At 57.1% G+C, this 21,607-nt stretch carries 22 protein-coding genes and 1 pseudogene; 8 read left to right on the top strand and 15 right to left on the bottom strand.

What is annotated here, in order from left to right:
* Positions 1–18: 18 nt before the first annotated feature.
* Positions 19–489, bottom strand: a complete 471-nt coding sequence (rpsG, locus tag RZS32_RS11120) for a 30S ribosomal protein S7 (RefSeq protein ID WP_317057048.1) — start codon at positions 487–489, stop codon at positions 19–21.
* A gap of 12 nt (positions 490–501) precedes the next feature.
* Positions 502–873, bottom strand: coding sequence for a 30S ribosomal protein S12 (gene rpsL, locus RZS32_RS11115; RefSeq protein ID WP_317057047.1), 372 nt, complete (start codon positions 871–873; stop codon positions 502–504).
* A gap of 383 nt (positions 874–1,256) precedes the next feature.
* Between rpsL and RZS32_RS11110 the strand changes: the two genes are divergently transcribed.
* The gene (locus RZS32_RS11110) at positions 1,257–2,081 is read left to right on the top strand and encodes a glycosyltransferase (protein ID WP_317057046.1); all 825 of its coding nucleotides are present in this window, start codon (positions 1,257–1,259) and stop codon (positions 2,079–2,081) included.
* On the opposite strand, the gene RZS32_RS11105 is transcribed toward RZS32_RS11110, so the two are convergent.
* The 4 genes from RZS32_RS11105 to RZS32_RS11090 all read right to left on the bottom strand — a co-directional run bounded on the left by RZS32_RS11105 (position 2,014) and on the right by RZS32_RS11090 (position 6,753).
* Positions 2,014–2,916, bottom strand: coding sequence for a DMT family transporter (locus RZS32_RS11105; protein ID WP_317057045.1), 903 nt, complete (start codon positions 2,914–2,916; stop codon positions 2,014–2,016). The two genes, RZS32_RS11110 and RZS32_RS11105, sit on opposite strands and share 68 nt — an antisense overlap.
* 80 nt (positions 2,917–2,996) lie before the next feature.
* Positions 2,997–3,788: an inositol monophosphatase family protein gene (locus tag RZS32_RS11100; protein WP_317057044.1), complete on the bottom strand. Its 792-nt coding sequence runs from the start codon at positions 3,786–3,788 to the stop codon at positions 2,997–2,999.
* Positions 3,775–5,121: a TldD/PmbA family protein gene (locus RZS32_RS11095; RefSeq protein WP_317057043.1), complete on the bottom strand. Its 1,347-nt coding sequence runs from the start codon at positions 5,119–5,121 to the stop codon at positions 3,775–3,777. Before RZS32_RS11095 ends, RZS32_RS11100 begins: the two co-directional genes overlap by 14 nt.
* 99 nt (positions 5,122–5,220) lie before the next feature.
* The gene (locus RZS32_RS11090; protein WP_317057042.1) at positions 5,221–6,753 is read right to left on the bottom strand and encodes a DUF2125 domain-containing protein; all 1,533 of its coding nucleotides are present in this window, start codon (positions 6,751–6,753) and stop codon (positions 5,221–5,223) included.
* 148 nt (positions 6,754–6,901) lie between these two features.
* Between RZS32_RS11090 and RZS32_RS11085 the strand changes: the two genes are divergently transcribed.
* Positions 6,902–7,651, top strand: a complete 750-nt coding sequence (locus tag RZS32_RS11085) for an SDR family oxidoreductase (protein ID WP_317057041.1) — start codon at positions 6,902–6,904, stop codon at positions 7,649–7,651.
* Positions 7,648–8,262 (top strand): enoyl-CoA hydratase/isomerase family protein, encoded by a 615-nt coding sequence (locus tag RZS32_RS11080; RefSeq protein WP_317057040.1) that lies wholly within the window; start codon positions 7,648–7,650, stop codon positions 8,260–8,262. Before RZS32_RS11085 ends, RZS32_RS11080 begins: the two co-directional genes overlap by 4 nt.
* Here RZS32_RS11080 and RZS32_RS11075 read toward each other — a convergent pair.
* The 3 genes from RZS32_RS11075 to RZS32_RS11065 are packed head-to-tail and all read right to left on the bottom strand — an operon-like array spanning position 8,259 to position 9,956.
* Positions 8,259–8,990, bottom strand: coding sequence for a multicopper oxidase domain-containing protein (locus RZS32_RS11075; RefSeq protein WP_339106627.1), 732 nt, complete (start codon positions 8,988–8,990; stop codon positions 8,259–8,261). The two genes, RZS32_RS11080 and RZS32_RS11075, sit on opposite strands and share 4 nt — an antisense overlap.
* A complete protein-coding gene (locus RZS32_RS11070; protein WP_339106626.1) occupies positions 8,987–9,634 on the bottom strand; it encodes a multicopper oxidase family protein in 648 nt (215 codons plus the stop codon). The genes RZS32_RS11075 and RZS32_RS11070 overlap by 4 nt, the downstream gene beginning before the upstream one ends.
* Positions 9,635–9,662: 28 nt before the next feature.
* Positions 9,663–9,956: an HNH endonuclease gene (locus tag RZS32_RS11065; RefSeq protein ID WP_317057038.1), complete on the bottom strand. Its 294-nt coding sequence runs from the start codon at positions 9,954–9,956 to the stop codon at positions 9,663–9,665.
* 74 nt (positions 9,957–10,030) lie between these two features.
* On the opposite strand from RZS32_RS11065, the gene RZS32_RS11060 reads away from it, so the two are divergent.
* A complete protein-coding gene (locus tag RZS32_RS11060; RefSeq protein ID WP_317057037.1) occupies positions 10,031–11,365 on the top strand; it encodes a mechanosensitive ion channel family protein in 1,335 nt (444 codons plus the stop codon).
* A pseudogene (locus RZS32_RS11055) lies at positions 11,362–12,536 on the top strand (TIGR03862 family flavoprotein). The gene RZS32_RS11060 and the pseudogene RZS32_RS11055 overlap by 4 nt, the downstream one beginning before the upstream one ends.
* A 326-nt stretch (positions 12,537–12,862) precedes the next feature.
* Here RZS32_RS11055 and RZS32_RS11050 read toward each other — a convergent pair.
* A complete protein-coding gene (locus tag RZS32_RS11050) occupies positions 12,863–13,450 on the bottom strand; it encodes a glutathione S-transferase family protein (RefSeq protein ID WP_317057034.1) in 588 nt (195 codons plus the stop codon).
* A 141-nt stretch (positions 13,451–13,591) separates the two neighbouring features.
* On the opposite strand from RZS32_RS11050, the gene RZS32_RS11045 reads away from it, so the two are divergent.
* Positions 13,592–14,020: a GFA family protein gene (locus RZS32_RS11045; protein WP_317057033.1), complete on the top strand. Its 429-nt coding sequence runs from the start codon at positions 13,592–13,594 to the stop codon at positions 14,018–14,020.
* A 3-nt stretch (positions 14,021–14,023) separates the two neighbouring features.
* Here RZS32_RS11045 and holA read toward each other — a convergent pair whose 3' ends face one another.
* From holA to leuS, 3 genes are read right to left on the bottom strand one after another with little or no spacing between them, the layout of a single operon-like run.
* Positions 14,024–15,049 carry a DNA polymerase III subunit delta gene (holA, locus tag RZS32_RS11040; RefSeq protein WP_317057032.1) on the bottom strand — a complete coding sequence of 342 codons (1,026 nt, stop codon included), beginning with the start codon at positions 15,047–15,049 and terminating at the stop codon, positions 14,024–14,026.
* Complete coding sequence (gene lptE / locus RZS32_RS11035) at positions 15,046–15,507, bottom strand: LPS assembly lipoprotein LptE (RefSeq protein ID WP_317057031.1); 462 nt, start codon at positions 15,505–15,507, stop codon at positions 15,046–15,048. Before lptE ends, holA begins: the two co-directional genes overlap by 4 nt.
* 15 nt (positions 15,508–15,522) lie before the next feature.
* Positions 15,523–18,198, bottom strand: coding sequence for a leucine--tRNA ligase (gene leuS / locus RZS32_RS11030; protein WP_317057030.1), 2,676 nt, complete (start codon positions 18,196–18,198; stop codon positions 15,523–15,525).
* A 230-nt stretch (positions 18,199–18,428) separates the two neighbouring features.
* On the opposite strand from leuS, the gene RZS32_RS11025 reads away from it, so the two are divergent.
* Positions 18,429–19,676 (top strand): glycosyltransferase, encoded by a 1,248-nt coding sequence (locus RZS32_RS11025; protein ID WP_317057029.1) that lies wholly within the window; start codon positions 18,429–18,431, stop codon positions 19,674–19,676.
* 10 nt (positions 19,677–19,686) lie between these two features.
* Here the strand turns inward: RZS32_RS11025 and RZS32_RS11020 are convergent, their stop codons facing one another.
* A complete protein-coding gene (locus RZS32_RS11020; RefSeq protein WP_317057028.1) occupies positions 19,687–20,202 on the bottom strand; it encodes a DUF3576 domain-containing protein in 516 nt (171 codons plus the stop codon).
* 163 nt (positions 20,203–20,365) lie between these two features.
* Here RZS32_RS11020 and RZS32_RS11015 point away from each other — a divergent pair, with 163 nt between their 5' ends.
* Entirely contained in the window at positions 20,366–21,019 is a 654-nt protein-coding gene (locus RZS32_RS11015) for a YggS family pyridoxal phosphate-dependent enzyme (RefSeq protein WP_317057027.1), read from the top strand.
* Positions 21,020–21,060: 41 nt separating this feature from the next.
* Here the strand turns inward: RZS32_RS11015 and RZS32_RS11010 are convergent, their stop codons facing one another.
* A complete protein-coding gene (locus tag RZS32_RS11010) occupies positions 21,061–21,567 on the bottom strand; it encodes a L,D-transpeptidase family protein (protein ID WP_317057897.1) in 507 nt (168 codons plus the stop codon).
* Between the last annotated feature and the right edge of the window lie 40 nt (positions 21,568–21,607).

Here is a 21,607-nt window from a genome sequence, read left to right as displayed (position 1 = left end):
TCTAATGCCTCTAAAGGTTTACCAGCGGTAGTGGCTGAAGGCTTTGTTCGCCTCGGCCATCTTGTGGGTGTCTTCACGTTTCTTAACGGCTGAGCCGCGCGAGTTCACAGCATCCAGAAGCTCACCTGCAAGGCGCTCTTCCATCGTGTTTTCGTTGCGGCCCCGACTTGCGGTGATCAACCAGCGGATGGCCAGCGCTTCACGGCGTTCAGGACGCACTTCAACAGGCACCTGATAGGTGGCACCACCCACACGGCGCGAGCGAACCTCAACCGATGGTTTGATATTGTCGAGCGCTTCGTGGAAGAGCTCAACAGGGGCGCGCTTGACCTTGTCTTCGACCCGGTCCAGGGCATTGTAGACGATGCGTTCGGCAACAGACTTTTTGCCGTCGATCATCAGGTTGTTCATGAATTTTGTCAGAACCCGGTCGCCATATTTGGCGTCGGGCAGAACTTCGCGTTTTTCAGCAGCGTGACGACGTGACATGCTCTGCTCTCCTTACTTAGGACGCTTGGCGCCGTATTTCGAACGACGCTGCTTACGATCTTTGACGCCTTGGGTATCCAGAACGCCGCGAAGAATGTGGTAACGAACACCAGGAAGGTCTTTCACCCGGCCACCCCGGATCAGAACCACAGAGTGCTCCTGAAGGTTGTGGCTTTCACCTGGGATATAGCTGATCACCTCGAACCCGTTGGTCAGGCGCACCTTGGCCACTTTCCGCATCGCCGAGTTCGGCTTTTTCGGTGTGGTGGTGTAGACGCGTGTGCACACGCCACGTTTCTGCGGGCACCCCTGAAGGTGCAGCGACTTGGTGGATCGGACTTTGGGCTGCCGCGGTTTGCGGATCAGCTGTTGGATCGTTGGCATAGGGTCTCTTTCCCGTCTCTCAACACATGTGTCTGCACAAGAACGACCTCGTGCGGTTTCATCTCATAGCGCTTCGCGCGTCCGCAAAGCGAAAAGGCCGCAATCGTTTCCATTCCGAGGCAAACGACGCGGTGGGCTCCCAGAGGATCGGGGCAACTCAAACGGCCCGGATCTTGTCCACTTAAATTTTGATTTCGGATTTCGGGGTCACCCCCGGCACCGAGATGAGCGGCGTATAGGGGGAGTCGGGGCGGCTGTCAACAGCCGTCGGCGGGATCAACACAGGCTTTCAAACAAGCCTTTCAAAAGGTTCTTTTGCCTTGCCCGGTGTAATGTCATTTGCCACGGTTACACAACTGAAATCCTGAGCAGGACTTTCTTTGATGCGCGTTATCGGACTTTGCCGGTTTTCTTACCCAGCCATTGGCGGGTTCAAACGCATGCATGACACCATCGAAGAACGCGAGGCCTATCTGTACACTCCCGAGCGTTTGGATCTGCGCTTTCGTCATTTTGAAGCCCTCACTCTGCCCTCTATTGCGGCCCAGAAAGACAAGCGCTTCACGTTTTTGGTCGTCACCGGCGAGCGTATGCCAAAAACCTATTGGGATCGCCTCAACGATATTTGCGCGCCAGTGCCAGAGGTAAAGGTGGTCACGGCCCCGCCTGCCAAGCATCGCACAGCCATGCAAAATGTGATCAAGGCAGAACTAGGAGAAGACCAGACCGAAAGCCTCCAATTCCGGCTTGATGACGATGATGCCGTTGGAACAAATTTCATTCGCGGTATCCGTCGCACCGCACGTCTCGTCTGGAAACTGCGTGCCGATTGGCAGAACCTCGTGATTGAGTATTCAAGCGGCTATTCTGTAAAATTAACCCCGGATGGTATTTTGGCAAAAGACATACAAGGGCAGTTTCTGGCCTGCGGACTAACCGTCCTGTTTCGCCCACAAGACAAGAAGACGGTGATGAATTTCGCCCATCACAAACTGCATCACACCATGCCAACCATCATTGACCCCACCACACCTATGTATCTGCGCGCCATACATGACGACAATGACAGCCGTGCGCGCGGCAAGGATACAGGACTCAGACCTCTAACGGATGAGGACCGCGCCTTTTTCAAAGCCCGGTTCAATGTCGACGAGACGGCTGTGCAAGCGGCCTTTTCCTCCCTGTCCGCACTTCGCGATAAAGTGTGAACAACCCGCTGGCGACCACGATGGCCGCACCCAAAAGTGTTAGTGCGTCAGGCCACTCTCCAAAGACGAGCCATCCCAAAACCATAGCCCATAAAAGCCCCGTGTAGCGAAAAGGCGCGATGAACGCGATGTCGCCCACACGCATCACCATGATCGAAAACAACAAACCGCCCATCACAAAAAGTGCGGCCGTCCCGATGAGCGAAGCCATGCGTAGATCAACAGGCTCCCAAACCACGAAAAGGCTAACTCCTCCAAATACAACCAATGTCGCAATCGCGGTCAGTAGCGTGATGAATACAGATGGGGTCTCTGGCGACAGTTGGCGCGCCGAAAGATCGCGGATCGTGACACAGCCCACGGCACAAAGGGCATATAGCGAATAGACGTTGAAATCCGCAGCCCCAGGCCGGATGATCAGTAAAACACCAACAAATCCTATCAGAATGGCCAGCATCCTGCGCCATCCCACGGGTTCGCGCAAAAACACTGCAGCGGCCAGAGTCACGGTTAGCGGTAGCGCCTGCAGGATCGCTGTGACATTGGCGATCGGCATGTTGAAGAGTGCCGTGAGAAAGAAATAAACAACACCTAGTTCAGCCAAGGTGCGCACACCCACCAAGCCAAAGTCCCGACGCGGCAGTCGGGTGCGCAATACGCCCAGACGCCACGCGAGCAAGGCTGTCAAACCTGTCGTCAGAAGACCGCGCAGCATCAAGACCTGCGACAAAGGCATGTCGCCTGCCAACAGTTTCAGCGCGGTGTCGTTGAACGTGAAACACGCCATCGACGCCATCATCAAAAGCGCACCGGTCAGGTTGTCAGAACGTGCCATAATTTGGCTCTAGACTTCGGATGGCCTTGGCACAAGCCGATCACGGCTTCTTTCTTGTCCAAAATACCCAATAGCCGCGGCTAAATGATTGCCCCTGGCTTCAAAGTTTCGCGCAGTTCGCCGTGCAAGACAGGGTTCGCCGCCAAGACACCTGGCAGTTTCGGCGCCCGGTTGTTGAACACCAAGCTTTCTCCGTCCCGATCCGAAATCGCCGCCCCCGCTTCGGTCAGGATCAAAGCACCCGCCGCAATGTCCCACTCCCACGCGCCGCGCAGGGTCATCATCGCGTCAAACCGTCCTTCGGCGACAAGGGCCATGCGATAGGCCAAAGATGGTCGAAAGTTGCGCACCAAACCCGGATGTTCGCCTGCGCGCCAATGTTTGCCGTCAAAATTTGGTTTCGCAGCCAGCATGCTGGCCCCATTCAACCTGTCAGACGCACCGACTTTGAGTGGCGCACTGTTCAAAGTTGCACCCAGCCCGCGCGCGGCCGCATAGAGCTTGTCCCGCATGGGTAGGTAGATCACGCCCGCAACGACTTTGCCTTGCTCAACCAAAGCAATGGAATGCGCCCAGGTTTTCGATCCTTCGATAAAGCTGCGCGTGCCGTCAATCGGATCGACGATGAACACCCGCTCGCGGTCAAGTCGATCTTCGTCATCCTCGCTTTCTTCGGACAACCACCCGTAATCCGGACGCGCCGCGCGCAGTGTATCTTCCAGAACTCGGTTCACGGCCAGATCCGCTTCGGTCACAGGCCCCGCGCCTTCCGGTTTGTCCCAAACCTTGGCCGCTGGCCCGGTATACTGCCGCGCCACATCGCCCGCGGCCTGTGCCGCCTCGATCAAAAGGTCCAGATCAGTCGCCGGCAAGTGTCATGCCCTCTATGAGAAGCGATGGCACCGTGCGGCTCAGCCACATGCGCGCGTCATTCGCTGGCTGCATTCGCATCAGCATGTCCGGCAGACTACCCGCAATGGTGCATTCATTCACCGGATAGGTGATCTCTCCGTTTTCCACCCAAAACCCCGATGCGCCGCGGGAATAATCACCCGTGTTGGGATTGATGGTTGAACCGATCATCGACGTCACCAATAGCCCCGTGCCCATCTCGGCAAGCAGATCGTCGCGGGTCTTGGTGCTTTGCGTCAAGGCCACATTGCCCACGCTTGGGCTAGGCGGTGACGAGGTGCTGCGCCGCGCGTTGGCAGTGGACGCAAACCCAAGCTTGCGCCCTGTGGCCAAATCAAGCGTCCACCCTGTCAGCACGCCGTCTTCCACGATATTCCGAGTCGATACAGCAAGCCCTTCGGCATCAAACGGGCGCGACCCGGGAACACGCGGTCTCAATGGGTCTTCGACGATCGACAGACCTTTGGGCAGTACTTGTTCCCCGAGCTTGTTCAAAAGCCATGACGACCCGCGCGCAACAGTTGATCCGTTGCTGGCCACCAAGAGATGACCGATGAGCGTGCTGGACACGCGTTCGTCAAACAGAACGGGATATCCGCCCGTAGGCGGCTTGCGCGCCCCAAGCTGTTCGACCGCACGTGTGCCTGCTGTCCGCCCAATGTCATCTGCAGCACGCAAATCCGTCGCAAAGATGCGGCTATCCCCGTCATAATCGCGCTGCATCGACATGCCTTCACCGGCAATCGCCACACAGCTTAACGATGTGGTGGTTCGCGCATATCCGCCCTCAAACCCATTGCTCGCAGCGATGTGCATGTTTTGCGACGAATACCCTCCCGAGGCCGATTGCACTTGGGTCACTCCAGTGACCGCCAGGGCCGAGGCTTCTGCCTCCTGGGCCTGCGCCTGGAGGTTTGCTGGCGCAGGTTCTTCGGCATTATCAGCAAGCTGCAACGCCGTGGCATCCCAATCCCGAACAATCTGCTCCGGATCGGCCAAGCCGATATGCGGGTCTTCCGGCGCTTCTAGCGCCATCGCCACCGCGCGCTCGGCCAGCATGGCAATTGTCGCATCACTTGTATCAGACGCCGAAACGCAGGCCTGTCGTTGGCCAATAAGAACCCGCAATCCGATATCAGTCCCCTCCGCGCGCTCTGCTTTTTCCAAGGCCCCTTTACGCACCGCGATGTCCAGCGACCGCCCCTCAACCGCGATGGCGTCCGACGCATCCGCTCCGGCCTTTTTCGCTGCACTCAAAAGCGCGTCGGTCAAGGATTTCAAATCAGACAGCATTCATGTCTCCACTCCGGCCCGCAACAGGTAGACCGAGGCCCGCGGCCTTACAAGACCGCGGGCCTCAGATAACCCGTCAAAGCGAAGTGTCAGACCAGATCAGCGCAAACGCTGACCGTTTGCCAGAACCTGACCGTCGCTTTTGACCTCGATTGTGGAATCGAGCGTGTCCTCACCATCACCAGGCACGGCAAAGAGACCCATCATCATACGGGCACCCATTGCCTGATCTTCTGGCACAAAGCCCATGGACACCAGCGTATCAAGCAACGCATTGGCACCAACCAGTTTCAGGTCAACTGAACCGTCCGGAGCCGGCATGCCATCAAAAGTTTCCAGGTCAGTGTTGTCAAAAGTAAACGCCCCCGACCCGGTCAGCTCGGCCCCTGCCGCGCGAACGGTCAATGTGTTCAGGCTGAGTGAGTTAAGCTCACCCGGCATCTCACCCGACGTCTCGACATTTTCCATTTCTTCCGGGTTCAGGAAATCAAAGAACAGTTTCGCCTTGCCGGTCATGTCGATGGCAATCGTCGCCGGATCACGTGGCAACTGGCCCGTTGGGTCAAAAATACCCCAGATCAGGTCTGACATCGTGAAATTGCCCATGGTGAATCCAAATGCGAAATCCTGTTCATCTTCGCCTTTGATAATCGGCATGCCGAACTTGAACCCGGCTTCCTCAAGCGCAAACTCGACCGGAAATGGAATTTCACCACCCGCCATCGAGACATTGGTTCCTGTGGTCGCGACGTCGTAAATCAGACCCTTATCGCTCATGGCCACTTTGATTTGACCTGTGGTCGAACTGGTGCTGCCTTGAACGTTCTCGGCACCTTCGGTGAACGCGAACTCCATCGCATTGTCGCGATAGGACAAATCTGCATCGACCGCGAACCCGTTGGCCACGGCGGCATGCATCATCGCGGCATCCATTTCGAGCGGCAGCGTGCTTGTCCCGGTGGCATCCATACCAGCCAGGCTGCCTTTCAGAACCAGGCGCGCATCTTCATTTTCAGGGTCTTTAAAATCAATATTGTAGCTGACCGGACCGCTGGTCATTTTCTGGTCCGCGACACGCAGATCGCCCACTTTCATAGTCGTGGTACCAACAATATCAGCCACGGTGACATCCATCACACCCAGATCAATGCTTTGACCCTCGGCCACGATTTCCTTGAACTTCAGAGCAATTTCCGCCGCCGTGTAGTTATATGTGATGTCGTTTGGATCACCCGAGACATTCATCACAAGGCCGGTGTTGTTGTAATCCATCGCAATGGTCACAGCCTCGGGTCCATCAACCACAATGTTCAGCGGAATGGACGCCGGGAACTCGACAGAAACGGTGCCGTCGCCCTTTTCAACAAAGTTGATTTCACCCAGTTCTACGCGGATATTCGCGTCTTCCTCGGGGATCTCCATGCTCATCACGATGTTTTTCACCGAAAGCGTGTCACCCGACAGCGTTTCTTCGGCGGACATAGTGTATCCAGAACCCGCGAAGTAACCTTTCCAGTCAGCCCAGACATCCTGAGCTGTCACATCGGCAAATGCTGCCGTTCCGGTCATAAAAAATCCCAAAGCCACTGCCGAAGTACTGCTGCGAAGTGTGGCCTGTCCAAATGAGGTCATGATGAACCCTTCCGTTTTTAAAAAATCGCCCCTAGCTTCTGTGCAAGCCAGAGGATGGTCAAGGGCTTGTTACGCAAGTCTGGGGCGCTCGATGGGAGTCTTTTTGACTTTCTTGTGACCCAGTTTGAAGCGCAAAAGGAACAAATGAATGGATTTTTCTGGGAAAACAGTACTGGTCACAGGCGCAAGTCGTGGAATTGGGGCATCAACAGCGCGTTATTTTGCAAAAGCGGGTGCGAATGTTGTGCTCACAGCGCGGTCAGAAGGCGCCATAGCAGAGCTGGCGTCTGACCTTGGGAACAAGGCACTAGCCGTGCCCTGCGACGTCGGTCGGTACGAGGATCTGTGTCGCGCTGTCGATGCTGCCTGCGGCACGTTTGGTGGACTTGATGTCTTGATTGGCAACGCGGGGGTGATCGAACCCATTTCTCACCTGCAATCTGCCGACCCGGAAGAATGGGGCAAGGTGATCGACATCAATCTCAAAGGCGTTTTCTACGGGATGCGCGCCGCAATGCCAGTGATGACAAAGGCAGGTGGCGGCACCATCATCACCATCAGTTCAGGGGCCGCAAGCAGCGCGCTCGAAGGCTGGAGCCATTATTGTACATCCAAAGCCGGTGCCGCGATGCTCACACGGTGCGCCGACAAAGAAGGGCGCGCGTCTGGCCTGCGCGTCATGGGCCTTTCACCAGGCACTGTGGCCACCGAGATGCAGCACGAAATCAAGGCCAGCGGCATTAACCCTGTGAGTCAGTTGGACTGGTCCGATCACATCCCGCCTTATTGGCCCGCACGCGCCCTGATGTGGATGTGCACCAAGGATGCCGATGAATTCATCGGCGCGGAAATTTCGCTTCGTGATCCGGATATACGCAAGCGGGTGGGCCTGACATGATCACTCTCGACAAGGGCGCAGACGGGCTCTGGCTGGTCACGATCAACCGCCCGGACAAGGCCAATTCGCTGACCCGCGAGATGCTTAATGAGCTTGCCGACATAGCGGAGGCCGCGACTGAGGCCCGTGCCTTTGTTTTGACCGGCGAGGGCAAGGTCTTTTCGGCGGGCATGGACCTCGACGCTGCCAAAACGGGACTCGCCACCGATCCGGTCTGGGAGCGCCTCTCTGGCGCCATCGCCGCCCTGCCCGGCCTGAGCATCGCCGCCCTCAATGGCACCGTGGCGGGTGGAGCCATCGGCATGGTTCTGGCCTGCGATCTGCGCGTGGCTGTGCCCAGCACCAAGATTTTCTATCCCGTGATGCGCCTTGGCTTTCTCCCGCAACCCTCAGATCCCGGACGCCTGAGACAGCTCATCGGTCCCTCACGCGCCAAGATAATCCTGATGGCAGGGCAAAAGATCGAAGCCGAGCAAGCCCTGCACTGGGGGCTTTTTGATCAGGTTGTTGAGAAAGATGCGCTTTTGGACACGGCTCGCGATCTTGCAACGGACACGCTGACCGCAACCGCCGAGCACGCGGCGGCAATCAAAGCGCTCTGCACGCGTTAAGTCGCATTCACCCTGATCCAGTTCATCATGCCTGACATCTGGTGCGACGCCATATGGCAGTGGAACATCCAGTCGCCAGGGTTTTCGGCCACAAACACAATCTCGCGCGCCTGATCACCATGAATAACCAGCGTATCGCGCCACGGCCCGAGCGATCCGTCCTGCATGACTTCGCGAAAATGCATACCATGCAAATGCATCGCGTGCGGGAACGCGGTTTTGTTCTTCATCGGGATGCGGATTGTCTCGCCCAGACCTGCGTCCACCAAAGGTGCATCCGTCATTCCCGCCACAGCGTTGAACGACCAGAACTGACCAGCCTCCGCAAGAGCACGCGCATCCATCTTTTCTCCCTGCCACGTCGCACCATTTGGTAAACCACGCATCGCGCCGCCTTCCATCACAAGGGGAACCGACCTCGCAGTCGTCAGATCGGGTGAAGGCATATCATTGGGCGGCAAGGGTTGCGGTGCCGGACGTGCGGCAGACCCTGACGTTACACCGAAAGACGCCAAAACAAATGTGCCGCCGCGCTCGACCGACCCGATCAGCGCCTCTTCCCCGTCTTCCGCCATGACATCAGCGATCAAATCCACGCGCTGCGCCGGGCCGATCTCAACAGTCTCAGTCTCATACGGCACGTCAAGCGGCATCCCGTCCACCGCAACAACCCACGCGCGCCAGCCTTGCAAAGCAAGTTGTATAATCTTGGCCGTCGCTGTGTTCACAAGACGAAGACGTAGGCGCGCGCCTTTGGGATAGGATCCCTTGACGTCCGCCCCCCGTTTACCGAGATGTAGTTGCCCAAACGCCCCGCATGGGACATGTCGTGCCGGTTGCCGAAAGACGGATGTATTTGCGCCTCTTCGGTCATGCGCCAATCCTGCAGCACGAGTGTCTCTTCGCCGTCAATGTCGGGCTGTTCATCCTCATCAACAATGATCACACCCGCCAGGCCGCGCGAAATCTGCTCGACCGAGTTTTGATGCGGATGATACCAAAATGTGCCCGCATCCCGCATCTGAAAGCGGTAGTCAAAAGACGCGCCCGGCGCGACCGCCTCTTGTGTCATGCCCGGCACACCATCCATGTCATTGGGCAACCTGAGCCCATGCCAATGGAGTGTCGTGTCCTCCTGCAAATCGTTGATCAGCCGCGCCTCCAGCCAATCTCCTTGGCGAAACCGAAGGGTCGCGCCAGGCACCTGCCCATTATACGCCCAAACTTCAGTCTGAGGATAACCAGCAGGTGCGATCTGCACTGCCCCTGAACTTGCTCTGATGTCGCGCAGGTGTGCGGTCGCATGAACAGACTTACCAATCGAAGCGGCCAAAACCGAGGCAGAACCTTTCAGGAATGTGCGTCTTTTCATGTCACTCAATCCGCCCTTTTTGCGTCCCTCACCGCTTCCGCCGCCGCCCTGGCGTTTTGGAATGAAACCCCGGCGGGCGCTTGGCAATCCATGCCACAAACTTCTCAAGCCTGGGATGCGCGCGCAAGGCTTCTATCGTCGCATAGTCGCGCGCCAGTTCTGCCTCGGTCAGCGTGGCGTGGATCTCGTTGTGACAGATCTGGTGCAACAGCACAGTCTCCCCGCCCTTTCCGCCCTTCAGCTTCGGAATCAGGTGATGTTGGCTTTGCTTCGCCTCCGGCGGGATCGGTCGGCGGCAGAGCGGGCAAATCGGGTCTTCCATGTCTTTTCCTTGATCCACCTTTCCCGGTCAGGCAAGAGGGTGGCGGGAGTTTGAAGATTGACAAGGGGTGCGTCATGGATTGGGACAATCCGCCCGAAATTGTAGCCCAGGCCATGGAATATGGTCAGCAGGGCATCGACATCGCCAAAGGGTGGCTCCTGAGCCCCGCTGCTTGGTCTCAATTTGCGGTCTTGATCGCAGCCTATCTGCTGGCCGTTCTGATCAGCCGCAAACTTCGCCCCGCCCTGACACGGCTGCTGACGCCGCCCGACGATCAAACCCATGTCATCGCAAGCGCCCGGCGCTTCGTTCTGATCTTTGTGCCTTTGGTGCTGCCTCTTCTAGCCTATGTCTTGACGGGCATCGGCGAAGCGGTCACGCGCTCCGTTTTTGGATCGGGCGAAGTGATTGCGTTCGGCAAGCGCGTGTTCCTCTTCCTGGCCGTGCGCATCCTTGTGCGCGACATCATCAGCGATCCATTCCTCAAATTGTTGGGGCGCTACGTGATGATCCCGGTGGCTGCGCTTTATGCGCTTGGCGTGCTGGACCTGGTGACAACGCGGCTTCAGGAAACAATCGTGCCCTTAGGCAACATGTCCTTCGACCTGTTGTGGTTGATCAAAGCCGTTGTTGCAGGTGGCATCATGTTCTGGCTGGGCCGGTGGTCCAATGATCAATCCCACAGCTACATTCACGCCCAGGAAGACATGCAGCCTGCCACGCGGCAACTCGCGGCCAAGGCGGCGGAAATTGCCATCTTTGGCGCGGCCTTTCTCATCCTGATGAATTTTCTGGGCATTTCGCTCACTTCACTTGCAGTGCTCGGCGGTGCCATTGGCGTCGGCCTCGGCTTTGGCCTTCAAAAGATCGCGGCCAACTTCATCTCGGGCGTGATCCTCCTGCTCGAAGGGCAGGCCACGGTGGGTGACTATGTGGAACTCGACAATGGCGAGTCTGGCACAATCGTGAAAACCACGGCCCGCGCGATGATCCTGGAGACCTTCGATGGCCGCTGGATTGTTGTCCCGAACGAGGATTTTATCACCACTCGCGTGGTCAACTACTCTGATCAGGGCAGTGCCAACCGGTACGAGGCCCCTTTCTCGGTCAGCTATGACACCGACATCAACATCATTCCCGACATCATCGAAAAAGCCGTCAGCAAGCTCGATTTCATCCTGCAAGAGCCGGACAAACCCGATTGCGAGTTGCGCGCCTTTGGAGACAGCGGCGTGGAGTTTGCGGTCGAGTTCTGGGTGAACGGCATTGATGACGGCAAGAACCGCTTCACGCCGCAGGTGCTCTTTGCGATCTGGAACGCGCTCAAAGAACACAACATCGAGATTCCGTTCCCGCAACAGGTGGTGCACCACAAAGGCCTGGGCGAGGCAACGCCGCCGGGCGCATGACCACCGCCGTTGTTGTCGGAGCAGGCCCCGCTGGACTTATGGCGGCGGATGTATTGGCACATGCAGGGGTACAAGTGACCATTGCTGAGGCCAAACCTTCACCCGCGCGCAAGTTTCTTATGGCTGGTAAATCCGGGCTGAACCTGACCAAAGACGAACCGTTGGAAAGGTTCCTGAAACACTATGACAAAGCCTTGCCGCACCTGCGCCCGGCTTTAGAAGCCTTTGGACCTGAGCAAGTGGCTCAATGGGCGACCCGTCTTGGGCAAGATGTGTTCATAGGAAGCACAGGTCGTGTCTTTCCAAAGTCCATGAAAGCGTCGCCACTTTTGCGCGCCTGGTTGACGAGGCTTGAGGGCCTTGGGGTGAAGCTGCAACGGCGCTGGCGCTGGACCGGCTGGGACGGGAGTGCATTAAGGTTCGACACGCCTGACGGCGTGCAAACGCGGCAAGCCGATGTCACAGTGTTGGCGTGCGGCGGGGCCAGCTGGGCAAGGCTCGGCTCGGACGGGGCATGGGCCAGACATTTAGACGACACGCAGATCGCACCCTTTCAACCCGCCAATATGGGCTTTGACATCAGCTGGTCTTCCCACATGACCCAGCACTTTGGCAGACCACTCAAGGGCATCGCCCTTGATGCAGGGGGCCACATATCTCGTGGAGAAGTCATACTGTCCCAGCGCGGTATCGAAGGCGGGGAATATACGCGCTCTCGCGCGCTCTACGAGAAGGTGCCACTTTGACAATCGACCTGATGCCGGACGTGCCGCTTGAGGCGATCCAGGCGCGTCTTGCAAAACCTAGGGGCAAGGCCAGCCTGGGAAATCACCTGCGCAAAACCTTGCGGCTTGATCCCGCAAAGCAGGCTTTGTTGATGGAATGCGCCCGTCCCCTACCCGACGACATAGCCCTCATGATCAAAGCCCTGCCAATCCCCTTGTCTGGCCCTCGCCCAATCGACGAAGCGATTTCCACCGCAGGGGGCTTGCGCTTCGACGCGCTGGGCGAAAACCTGATGCTGCGCACCCGTCCCGGTACATTCGTCGCCGGAGAAATGCTAGACTGGGAAGCCCCCACAGGGGGCTATCTGATCACAGCATGTCTGGCCACCGGCCGTTGGGCGGGGTTGGCGGCGGCTCAATGGGCTACAAACGAGAAGACTACTTGAATCCGGCCTCCTGATACTTGGCCTTCAGTTTGTCAAAATTCCGACTCCCGCCTTGTGTGTTTTCCACGGTTCTCCACTTGGTGTCAGGAGTCTTTTCTTTCACCCGACAGTTCGAACTGTCACACTTGATATGTACCCGGGTTTCGTTTGGGCCAGTCATTTTGAGATCAGCGGCCGAAGCGGGCAGTGAGATGGACAAAACGAGCGCTGCGGCGGGCACCAACTTGATCAAGGACATTGTTTTCTCCTCCGAATATTTTGGACGAGATTGAACTATCCTGCCAGCGGCACACAGTCTTTTCACAGTTGCGTGGATTGCAGTGCGCTTACGGCAATGTGACTACTTTTTGAAACGCATCCCGCGCTTCCATACGCGCCCTGTATGCCTCCAGCGCGTCCCCCGATCTTTCAAAACCAGCCCGATCCGCCCAGCCGAGACAATGCGTTAAAACGATATCCGGCACGGTCATGGTCTCGCCCATAAGGAAAGGTCCTGCTAACCGATCAGAAATCCGCGCGATGTTGCGGTCGTATTCCCACTTCAGCGTATCCTTCACCGCTGGAACACGCCGCTCTTCAGGAAGCACGAAACTGTGCCGCGCCGCCATCCAGAGAGTGCTGTCAATCTCATCCAACACTTGATGCAAAAGGCAGTCTTGCAAACCACGCTCTGGCGTTCCGGCAGGGTGCGTGAAAGCGCCGTGCTTGTCCGCCAGATAGGTCAGGATCGCGGCGGAGTCCGTTAGCACAACATCGCCATCACGCATGCTTGGGACTTTGCCGGAGGGGTTGTTGGCCAGCGCCTCAGGGCTGCGCGGTTTTGCGGCAACGTGGCTGTAAGGCACACCGATTTCTTCCAGCATCCACAACACCCGAATAGCCCGGCTGCCCCGACTTCCGAAGACCTCATACATGATCTGCTCCTGCTCTGACCTGACATCCCACGTTCCGGTGCCCGGCCAAAAATGGCAAGGGCAAAGACAGCAATACTGACAATTCATGTCAACAATCTAAGATAAGCTAAAATCAAACCGATCCGACAGAAGGGAAACGACATGCCATGCACCGGACGCTGCCTTTGTGGCGCAGTTGAAATCGAATTGTCCCAGACGCCAAAATCAACGGGCGCCTGTCACTGCTCAATGTGTCGAAAGTGGTCAGGCGGTGTTTTCTTGGGGCTAAATGTCAAAGCTGGTGAGGCGAAGATCAAAGGCGAAGACAACATCACCGCCTTCACGTCATCAGAATGGGCAGAACGCTGTTTTTGCAATATTTGCGGAACGAACCTGTTTTACCGGGTCACGATGGATGGACCGATCAAAGGCGACATGCATATCGGGTTGGGATTGCTCGACAAGCCCGACGGCATCATCATGACCGAAGAAATTTTCGTCGATGAAAAACCAGATGGCTACGCCTTTGCCGGAGACACCAAGAAAATGACCGGGGCCGAGGTCTTTGCGATGTACGCTCCGCCTGAGTGACCGCTACCGCCTCGCCAGGTTGGCCAGTCTGACCAAGGCCCGTTCAACAAGTGCCATATCCGGCGCGGTTTGCCCTGCCGAACGCAACCGCAGATCCGTATCGGTCAAAAGCCCCAGCGCATCCTCCAGCTTGGCCGCCCCCCAACTGGACGCCTGTCGCTGCATACGGTCCCGGCGTGGTCCGAACACAGGCGGGCGCACTTTGGAAATCCCCTGCGACGGTCCTCCCGGATCAGAGGCCGCCGCGTAGAGCGTCCGAAAATGCCGCATCGCCGCCATGCAAAGCCCCACAGGCTGCACTCCCTGCGCGCGCAGACGCTTCATGACGGGCGCAATCTCACCAGAACGCGCCTCGGCCACGATATGGATCACATCGTCCAGATCCGCCTCCGTGGATGCAGGCGCACAGGCAATGATGTCCTCGGACGACACCGGCGCTGTATCGCTCAGCTTGTAGAGCGCCAGCTTTTCTACTGTCTGCCGAAAATCCCCGGGATCAAGCTCTTGCGCCAAAGCCGTCAGATCGCGCATTGCCTCGCCCGAGACATCCTTCAACCCTGACTTTGCCAGCGTCGCCTCAATCTCCGCCCGGCTGGGAGGATCGTCGTAAATCGCCGCGGCATAGGCAGACTTGTGCCCCTCAAAAAGCTTACGCAGCTTGGACGTAGGCTTGAGACTGCCCGCCGTCACGACCACTTGCGCATCACCCGGCTGCCAATCCCCAAGCACATCTGTCACGATCTGCGCCACCGTGTCATTGGCCTCTTCAACAAAAGCCACGCGCGGCCCAGGGAAAAACCCCTGCGCCTTGATCGCGTCATTGAGCATCGCGGGATCCTTGCGCAGCTCTGAAGCAGGAATGCGCGTCAGCCGCATTTCCTCTTCGCCTTCGGGGCCAATCAGAGCGGCGATCACCTCTTGCCGCCGCAAAGCCACCCGCATGCTGTCATTACCGTAAATCAGCAAGCCGGTTTTGTCGGGATCAGGCCGGGCAAAATAGGCAGGCGCGTCACGCGGGCTTAACTTCATGCCGGAAGTTTGCCCGCCTCGGCGGTCAGCTTGTTGATGATCTGATCGGCCAGAATAACCATCAGCCGCGCCTCGGCATCGCGCTGTGCGGCCTGGGTCGCAACGGTCGTCCCGGATGCGGAGTAGGATGTAAAATTGTCGACCTGGCCCGAGACAAGCACCGCTTTGCTCTGCATATCGCGCAGCGCATACTTCACGCTTCCCAATAGGTTAAAGCGCGTAATTACGTTATCCTCGGCGATCGCAATGGCATCTTCATCCAAGGTGATCGAATAGCTCAGGCCATACTTTCCCTGCACCCCGCGCCCCAGACGATCTTCAAAATGGCGGTTAAAGAGAAAGCCCTCACGCCCTTTCGGTTCATCCAGCAGAATGTTGTTCTGAAGCCGTGTGGCCGCACCCCCGGCGCAAAGGCGGGTGAAAATCCACACCCGGCCAACGCGGCAGGCATGGCACATAGGATGAAGCGGCGGCTATATGACGACATTCACGATCCGTCCCGGAACAACAATGACCTTCTTGGGCGTGGCCCCTTCCAGCGCTCGAATGACAGCATCCTGCGTCAGAACAATTTTTTCAACCTCTGCCTTGTCCATATCCTTGGGCACGCTGATTTCAGCCCGGCGCTTGCCGTTGACCTGAATGGGCAGGGTCACGGTGTCTTCCACCAGCATGCTTTCGTCAACCTGTGGCCACGGCGCCTGCGCAACCAGCCCGTCCCCACCAAGCATGGACCAGATTTCCTCGCTCAGATGCGGGGTCATGGGCGACATAAGCTGTGCGAGAACCTGCATGGCCTGCCACTGCACCGAGGCTGCGGCCTTGCTTTTGCTGAGCTGGTTGAAGAAACCATAGATCTTGGCGATCGCCGCGTTGAAGCCAAAACTCTCAACACCCTTGGTCACTTCATCAATCGTCTTGTGCATCGCGCGCATCAACTCGTCATCCAGCGCGTTGATCCCAAGCTGATAGCTGTCCATGATCTCCTGCAGTGACTGATCAAGGTCCGCCACCCCGTCCGCCTTCATCTGCGACAGCTCATAGGCCTTGCGCCAGACCCGGCCCAGGAATTTATGCGCGGCCTCCGCCCCTGCGGCGGTCCACTCAACATCCCGCTCGGGAGGCGAGTCAGAAAGCACGAACCACCGCGCGGTATCGGCGCCGAACGCCTCAATGATGTTGACCGGGTCAACGACGTTTTTCTTGGACTTGGACATTTTGGCGGAGGGGATGATCTCGACCTCAGAAGCAGTCAAAGACTGCCCAATCGAGTCAAATAAAATATTGCCAGATTCATCTCTCAATTCTCGCCTCAGAAAGGCTTTTCCTTCGCGTAACTCGACATCCTCTGGCAGGTGATAGACAGGTCGCCCATTGCCATCACGCGTCTGATAAATCTCATGCGTCACCATACCTTGGGTGAAGAGCGCATCAAACGGCTCAATCGCCTTTTCTGGCAAATGCCCGCAAATCTGCATCGCGCGGGCAAAGAACCGGCTATAGAGCAGATGCAGGATCGCATGCTCAATCCCGCCGATATACTGGTCCACATTCATCCAGTACTCGGCCTCGGCCATGTCGGTCGGCGCCTTTGCGTGCGGCGCCGTGAACCGCGCGAAATACCATGAGCTGTCCACAAACGTGTCCATCGTGTCAGTCTCACGCTGCGCAGGTTTGCCACAAGCGGGACAAGTACAGTTCCGCCAGCTTGGATGCCGGTCGAGCGGATTGCCGGGGATAGAGAAATCAATCGGCGCGCCATCCTCGTCATAGGGCAGCTCCACCGGCAGATTCTCTTTCTTCTCCGGCACCACGCCACAAGCGTCACAATGCACCACCGGAATGGGGCACCCCCAATAGCGTTGGCGGGACAGTCCCCAATCCCGCAGGCGGTACTTGACCTGGCCCGTGCCAAGCCCCTTGGCTTCGAACCAGTCTATCGTGGCATCAATGCCCTCTTGGCTCGTGCAGTCCGCGATACCGGCAAAATGGTCGATGAACACAACTTGTTCTGTCTTGGCGGGTACAAGCGCCTCGTTCTCGACCTCGACCTCCTGCCCCGGCATATAAAACGCATTGCGCACATCAAGGTCGTATTTCCGGGCAAAATCCAGATCGCGCTGGTCATGCGCCGGACAGCCAAAGACCGCCCCGGTCCCGTAATCCATCAACACGAAGTTGCCGACCCAAACCGGCAAGTCGCGATCCGGATAAACCGGATGCTTGACCGTTATCCCGGTATCAAGACCCTTCTTTTCGGCCTTCTCCATCGCGGCCTCAGTGGTGTCCATCTTGCGCGTCTCGGCAATGAACGCGGCCAGCTCGGCGTTGCTCTCTGCCAATTCCCGCGACAGCGGATGTTCCGGCGAAATCGCAATGAAACTTGCGCCGCGCATCGTGTCAGGCCGGGTTGAGTAGCACACAATCGCATCACCGCCATCCGTGCGCTCAAACGGGATCTCAATCCCCCGCGACTTGCCGATCCAGTTTTCCTGCATCAGCCGTACTTTGGCGGGCCAATCCTCCAGCGTATCCAACGCCTCCAGCAACTCTTCCGAGAAATCAGAGATCTTGAAGAACCACTGCGTCAGCTCGCGCTTTTCCACATCCGCGCCCGACCGCCAGCCCTTGCCATCAATCACCTGCTCATTGGCCAGAACGGTCATGTCGACCGGATCCCAATTCACCACCGCGTTCTTGCGATAAACCAGCCCTTTTTCGAGGAAATCGAGGAACAAAGCCTGTTGTTGCCCATAGTATTCGACATCGCATGTGTTAAACATCCGCTCCCAGTCGAGCGAAGACCCCAACGGTTTCATTTGTTCAACCATGTCGGCGATGTTGGCATAGGTCCAATCATTGGGATGAATACCCCGATCCATCGCGGCGTTCTCAGCAGCCAATCCAAATGCATCGAAACCAAAGGGGTGCAACACGTTGTGCCCGGTCGCGCGTTTGTAACGCGCAATCACATCGCCCAATGTATAATTGCGCACATGCCCCATATGAATGCGCCCTGAGGGATAGGGAAACATCTCAAGCACGTAATACTTTGGCTTGTCCTTCGACCGCTGCGCACGAAAGATACCGGCCTTATCCCAGGCCTCTTGCCAATTCTTCTCGATCTCGGCGGCTGAATAACGCGACATAACCGGACCTGACCTCTTCGTTTCAAACTCCGAAACGTGATAGGCCCAAGGGCGCGCAGGGTCCAGTGCTGAGCGGTAAAAACAGGGCACATCCGCGCGCGCCATAGAACAGGCGCATTGTGATGAATTAACGGAGGTTCAAGCTATCACAGGTCATAAAGCGCTCATGCGGTATCATTCAGATATTGCCCCTTGTCAGCTTGTATCGGTTAAGCACAGGTTTTGTTTCAATGAAAATCCTGTTCATCCATCAAAACTTTCCAGGTCAGTACAAACATCTCGCTCCCATGCTTGCAGCACGCGGACATGACTGCTCTGCGCTCGCCCTGAAGGTCACAAAGCCCACAAACTGGCAAGGTGTACGTGTCCTGCCCTATGCCCTGCTAAAGCGGACAGGCCAAAACCTGCATCCATGGCTGGTGGATCTCGACACCAAAGTCACCCGGGCTGAAGCCTGTTTTAAAGCCGCACGCACATTACGTGATTCCGGTTTCACTCCTGATCTCATCCTGGCACATCCCGGCTGGGGAGAAGCAATGTTCCTCAAGGATGTTTGGCCCACAGCGCGAATGGCGCTTTATTGTGAACTCTACTACCTCACCGGCGAAGAACATCTTGATTTTGACCCTGAGTTCGCCAGGCAAGACTCAGACCTGCAGACCCTGCGCATTCGCCTCAAGAACCTCAACAATCATTTGCATTTTGCACATGCCGACGCAGGCCTCAGCCCCACCAGGTTCCAGGCCGACACATTCCCGGCCGAGTTTCGGGGAAAGATCACCATATGCCATGATGGTATCGACACGACACAGGCGCGCCCCAATGCAAATGCCAGCCTGAGGGTAAATGGCCGCGATACGCTGACGCGCTCTGACGAGGTTATCACCTTTGTGAACCGCAACCTGGAGCCCATGCGCGGCTATCACCGGTTCATGCGCGCTCTGCCGCGCTTGCTCAAAGAACGCCCCAAAGCACAGATCCTGATCGTAGGCGGCGATGAGGTCAGCTATGGCATCACGCCCCCAAACGACAAAAGCTGGAAACAGGTGTTCATAAGCGAGGTCCGCCCTGAAATATCAGACCACGATTGGACACGCGTGCATTTCCTCGGACGTTTGCCTTACGACCAGTTCCTGTCTCTTCTGCAAATCTCACGGGTGCATGTTTACCTGACTTACCCCTTCGTGCTGAGCTGGAGCGTGCTAGAGGCGATGTCCTGCGAAGCGGCAATCGTGGCAAGCGACACCGCGCCCGTACGCGAAGTCATCCGTCATGGACAAGACGGGCGCTTGATCGACTTTTTTGATCAAGAGGTTCTGTTGGAAGAAATCTGCAGTTTGCTGGAGGATAAAACAGAGCGTGCAAGACTGGGTCGAAACGCACGCAAAACGATTAAAGAAACCTATGATCTGAATTCTGTGTGCCTGCCAAAACAGATGCAGTGGTTGTCAAAGGTTATGAACGGAATGACGTTATAGGCACCTGGGATCAGAAACGCCCGGCTTGTTGACGCAACTGGCGCGCCCTCGTCAGAATCGCATCTTCCACAGCCCTTTGCGTCTCTGCCGAAACAGGGCCACCTCGGCTTTGCAAAGCGACATTCAACGATCGCGCATCCAGCGCTGGATCACTGATCAAAACGGTCGCGCGATAGGCACGTCCCCCACCTGGTGGTGTACCAAATCCGGTGGAGATAACTCCGGTAAAGGGATCAGCATTTTGCACCGGCAAGAAGTCAAGAACCTCCAAAGACGCGGTCCACAGGAACCTGTTCACCTTAATCCCGGCGGATCCATCACCGCGGAACGCGTCAAACAAACTGGAGCCACCTGTTTGTGAGCCAACTGACGACTCTCGTCCTGTTGAGACTGTAAACGCGTCAGGATCCAATTTCGCACCACGAAAGACGCTGCATGACGCCAAAACACAAAACGCTGCAAAGAGCAGACCAACGTTTCTCAACTTCAGGGCGTGGTACATCGGGTCGTCCGTTACTGTTTCCATACTCTACTATCTAACCGTTAAGAGCGGAGCAAGGAGTTTGCCGACTAAGTACCACGAGATGTTACCGCACCGTAACTTCACTCTGGCAAATTGTGGGTCTTGTCCCAGGTTCAAAGGCTGTGGCACATAACGCATAGCAACGCAGCACGGCAAGGAGAGCAGCGTGAGTCTGGATGACATCAAAACGCGCATCGCAAAGGCCTGCAAGGGCGCAAGTCGCACCGAAGACGCGGTTTCTCTTATTGCGGTGTCGAAGGTGCAACCCAATGAACGTGTGGCTGCGGTGTTGGCAGATGGCCATCGCACCTTTGGCGAGAACCGTGTGCAGGAAGCGGCAGGTAAATGGCCTGAATTTCGCGAAACTTTTCAAAACATTGACCTGCACCTTATTGGCCCGCTGCAGACCAACAAGGCGCGCCAGGCCTTTGAGCTGTTCCAATCCGTCCATTCCGTGGACCGCCCCAAATTGGCAAAAACCATAGCGCGTCTCGCCCAGGAGGAAGGTCACTGTCCACGCCTCTTTATTCAGGTCAACACCGGTGAAGAAGCGCAAAAAGCGGGGATTGCGCCGAAAGAGACGGATGCGTTTGTGGCCGAGTGCAGAGCCATGGACCTGCCCCTTGAAGGGCTGATGTGTATCCCGCCGGTCAATGAAGAACCCAGCCTGCATTTTGCGCTTTTGGCCAAGATCGCAGAGCGGAACGGGTTGACCGGGCTCTCCATGGGCATGAGCAGTGATTTTGAAAGCGCGATTGCCTTGGGGGCAACCCATGTGCGCGTCGGAAGCGCGATCTTCGGTGCACGCGCGTATGGCTAGATGCGCCGCAAAAGCCTTCTGAAGGCTTTTGCCAAATCCTTTCAGAAAGGATTTGGCCGCACGATAAGCCTTGTATCATAGGTGATCTGCGCCGCAATCTTGCGCAAATGGTCGCGCCGGAACGCCACGCAGCCCGCCGTGGGATACCCCATCCTGCGCCATTGGTGCAGGAAGATGCAGGAGCCCTGCCCTCTTGTGGCATAGGGCCAGTTCCAGTCTGTGATGAGGATGAGATCATAAAGCGGATCAGCGCGCCGCAGCACCTCGTGCGAATGCGGATAGGGATGCCGGACCATGAGATTGTAATCCTCATGGCCTTCATCATCTGACCAAAGATCGCCGGGACGAATGGGCAACGCCCAATCCGCAGGCCGCGCCATCCGGTCGGGCCGATAGAGCATCCCGACAATCCGGTGCACCCCCACCGGGGTGGCCCCATCCCCTTCGTGCTTGTCGGCTCGAATACCCCCGCTGCCAATCGTGCAAGGATACCGCCGCCCACGAAACCGCACACCCATCGGCGTCAGGACAAGATCATCGGGAGACATACGGCGCATCATGTGGGCACGCTTCCAGAAAGCGGCGCCC

The organism is Roseovarius sp. W115, assembly GCF_032842945.2.
Lineage (GTDB): Bacteria > Pseudomonadota > Alphaproteobacteria > Rhodobacterales > Rhodobacteraceae > Roseovarius > Roseovarius rhodophyticola.
Note: the sequence above shows the minus strand (reverse complement) of the source record. Positions and strands in the feature narration are given on the sequence as shown.

What these genes read in the sequence shown, in the direction of transcription:
- rpsG (WP_317057048.1), bottom strand. Translation starts at nt 489, where the DNA reads ATGTCACGTCGTCACGCTGCTGAAAAACGCGAAGTTCTGCCCGACGCC.
- rpsL (WP_317057047.1), bottom strand. Translation starts at nt 873, where the DNA reads ATGCCAACGATCCAACAGCTGATCCGCAAACCGCGGCAGCCCAAAGTC.
- RZS32_RS11110 (WP_317057046.1), top strand. Translation starts at nt 1,257, where the DNA reads ATGCGCGTTATCGGACTTTGCCGGTTTTCTTACCCAGCCATTGGCGGG.
- RZS32_RS11105 (WP_317057045.1), bottom strand. Translation starts at nt 2,916, where the DNA reads ATGGCACGTTCTGACAACCTGACCGGTGCGCTTTTGATGATGGCGTCG.
- RZS32_RS11095 (WP_317057043.1), bottom strand. Translation starts at nt 5,121, where the DNA reads ATGCTGTCTGATTTGAAATCCTTGACCGACGCGCTTTTGAGTGCAGCG.
- RZS32_RS11090 (WP_317057042.1), bottom strand. Translation starts at nt 6,753, where the DNA reads ATGACCTCATTTGGACAGGCCACACTTCGCAGCAGTACTTCGGCAGTG.
- RZS32_RS11085 (WP_317057041.1), top strand. Translation starts at nt 6,902, where the DNA reads ATGGATTTTTCTGGGAAAACAGTACTGGTCACAGGCGCAAGTCGTGGA.
- RZS32_RS11080 (WP_317057040.1), top strand. Translation starts at nt 7,648, where the DNA reads ATGATCACTCTCGACAAGGGCGCAGACGGGCTCTGGCTGGTCACGATC.
- RZS32_RS11070 (WP_339106626.1), bottom strand. Translation starts at nt 9,634, where the DNA reads ATGAAAAGACGCACATTCCTGAAAGGTTCTGCCTCGGTTTTGGCCGCT.
- RZS32_RS11065 (WP_317057038.1), bottom strand. Translation starts at nt 9,956, where the DNA reads ATGGAAGACCCGATTTGCCCGCTCTGCCGCCGACCGATCCCGCCGGAG.
- RZS32_RS11060 (WP_317057037.1), top strand. Translation starts at nt 10,031, where the DNA reads ATGGATTGGGACAATCCGCCCGAAATTGTAGCCCAGGCCATGGAATAT.
- RZS32_RS11050 (WP_317057034.1), bottom strand. Translation starts at nt 13,450, where the DNA reads ATGTATGAGGTCTTCGGAAGTCGGGGCAGCCGGGCTATTCGGGTGTTG.
- RZS32_RS11045 (WP_317057033.1), top strand. Translation starts at nt 13,592, where the DNA reads ATGCCATGCACCGGACGCTGCCTTTGTGGCGCAGTTGAAATCGAATTG.
- holA (WP_317057032.1), bottom strand. Translation starts at nt 15,049, where the DNA reads ATGAAGTTAAGCCCGCGTGACGCGCCTGCCTATTTTGCCCGGCCTGAT.
- lptE (WP_317057031.1), bottom strand. Translation starts at nt 15,507, where the DNA reads ATGTGCCATGCCTGCCGCGTTGGCCGGGTGTGGATTTTCACCCGCCTT.
- leuS (WP_317057030.1), bottom strand. Translation starts at nt 18,198, where the DNA reads ATGTCGCGTTATTCAGCCGCCGAGATCGAGAAGAATTGGCAAGAGGCC.
- RZS32_RS11025 (WP_317057029.1), top strand. Translation starts at nt 18,429, where the DNA reads ATGAAAATCCTGTTCATCCATCAAAACTTTCCAGGTCAGTACAAACAT.
- RZS32_RS11020 (WP_317057028.1), bottom strand. Translation starts at nt 20,202, where the DNA reads ATGGAAACAGTAACGGACGACCCGATGTACCACGCCCTGAAGTTGAGA.
- RZS32_RS11010 (WP_317057897.1), bottom strand. Translation starts at nt 21,567, where the DNA reads ATGTCTCCCGATGATCTTGTCCTGACGCCGATGGGTGTGCGGTTTCGT.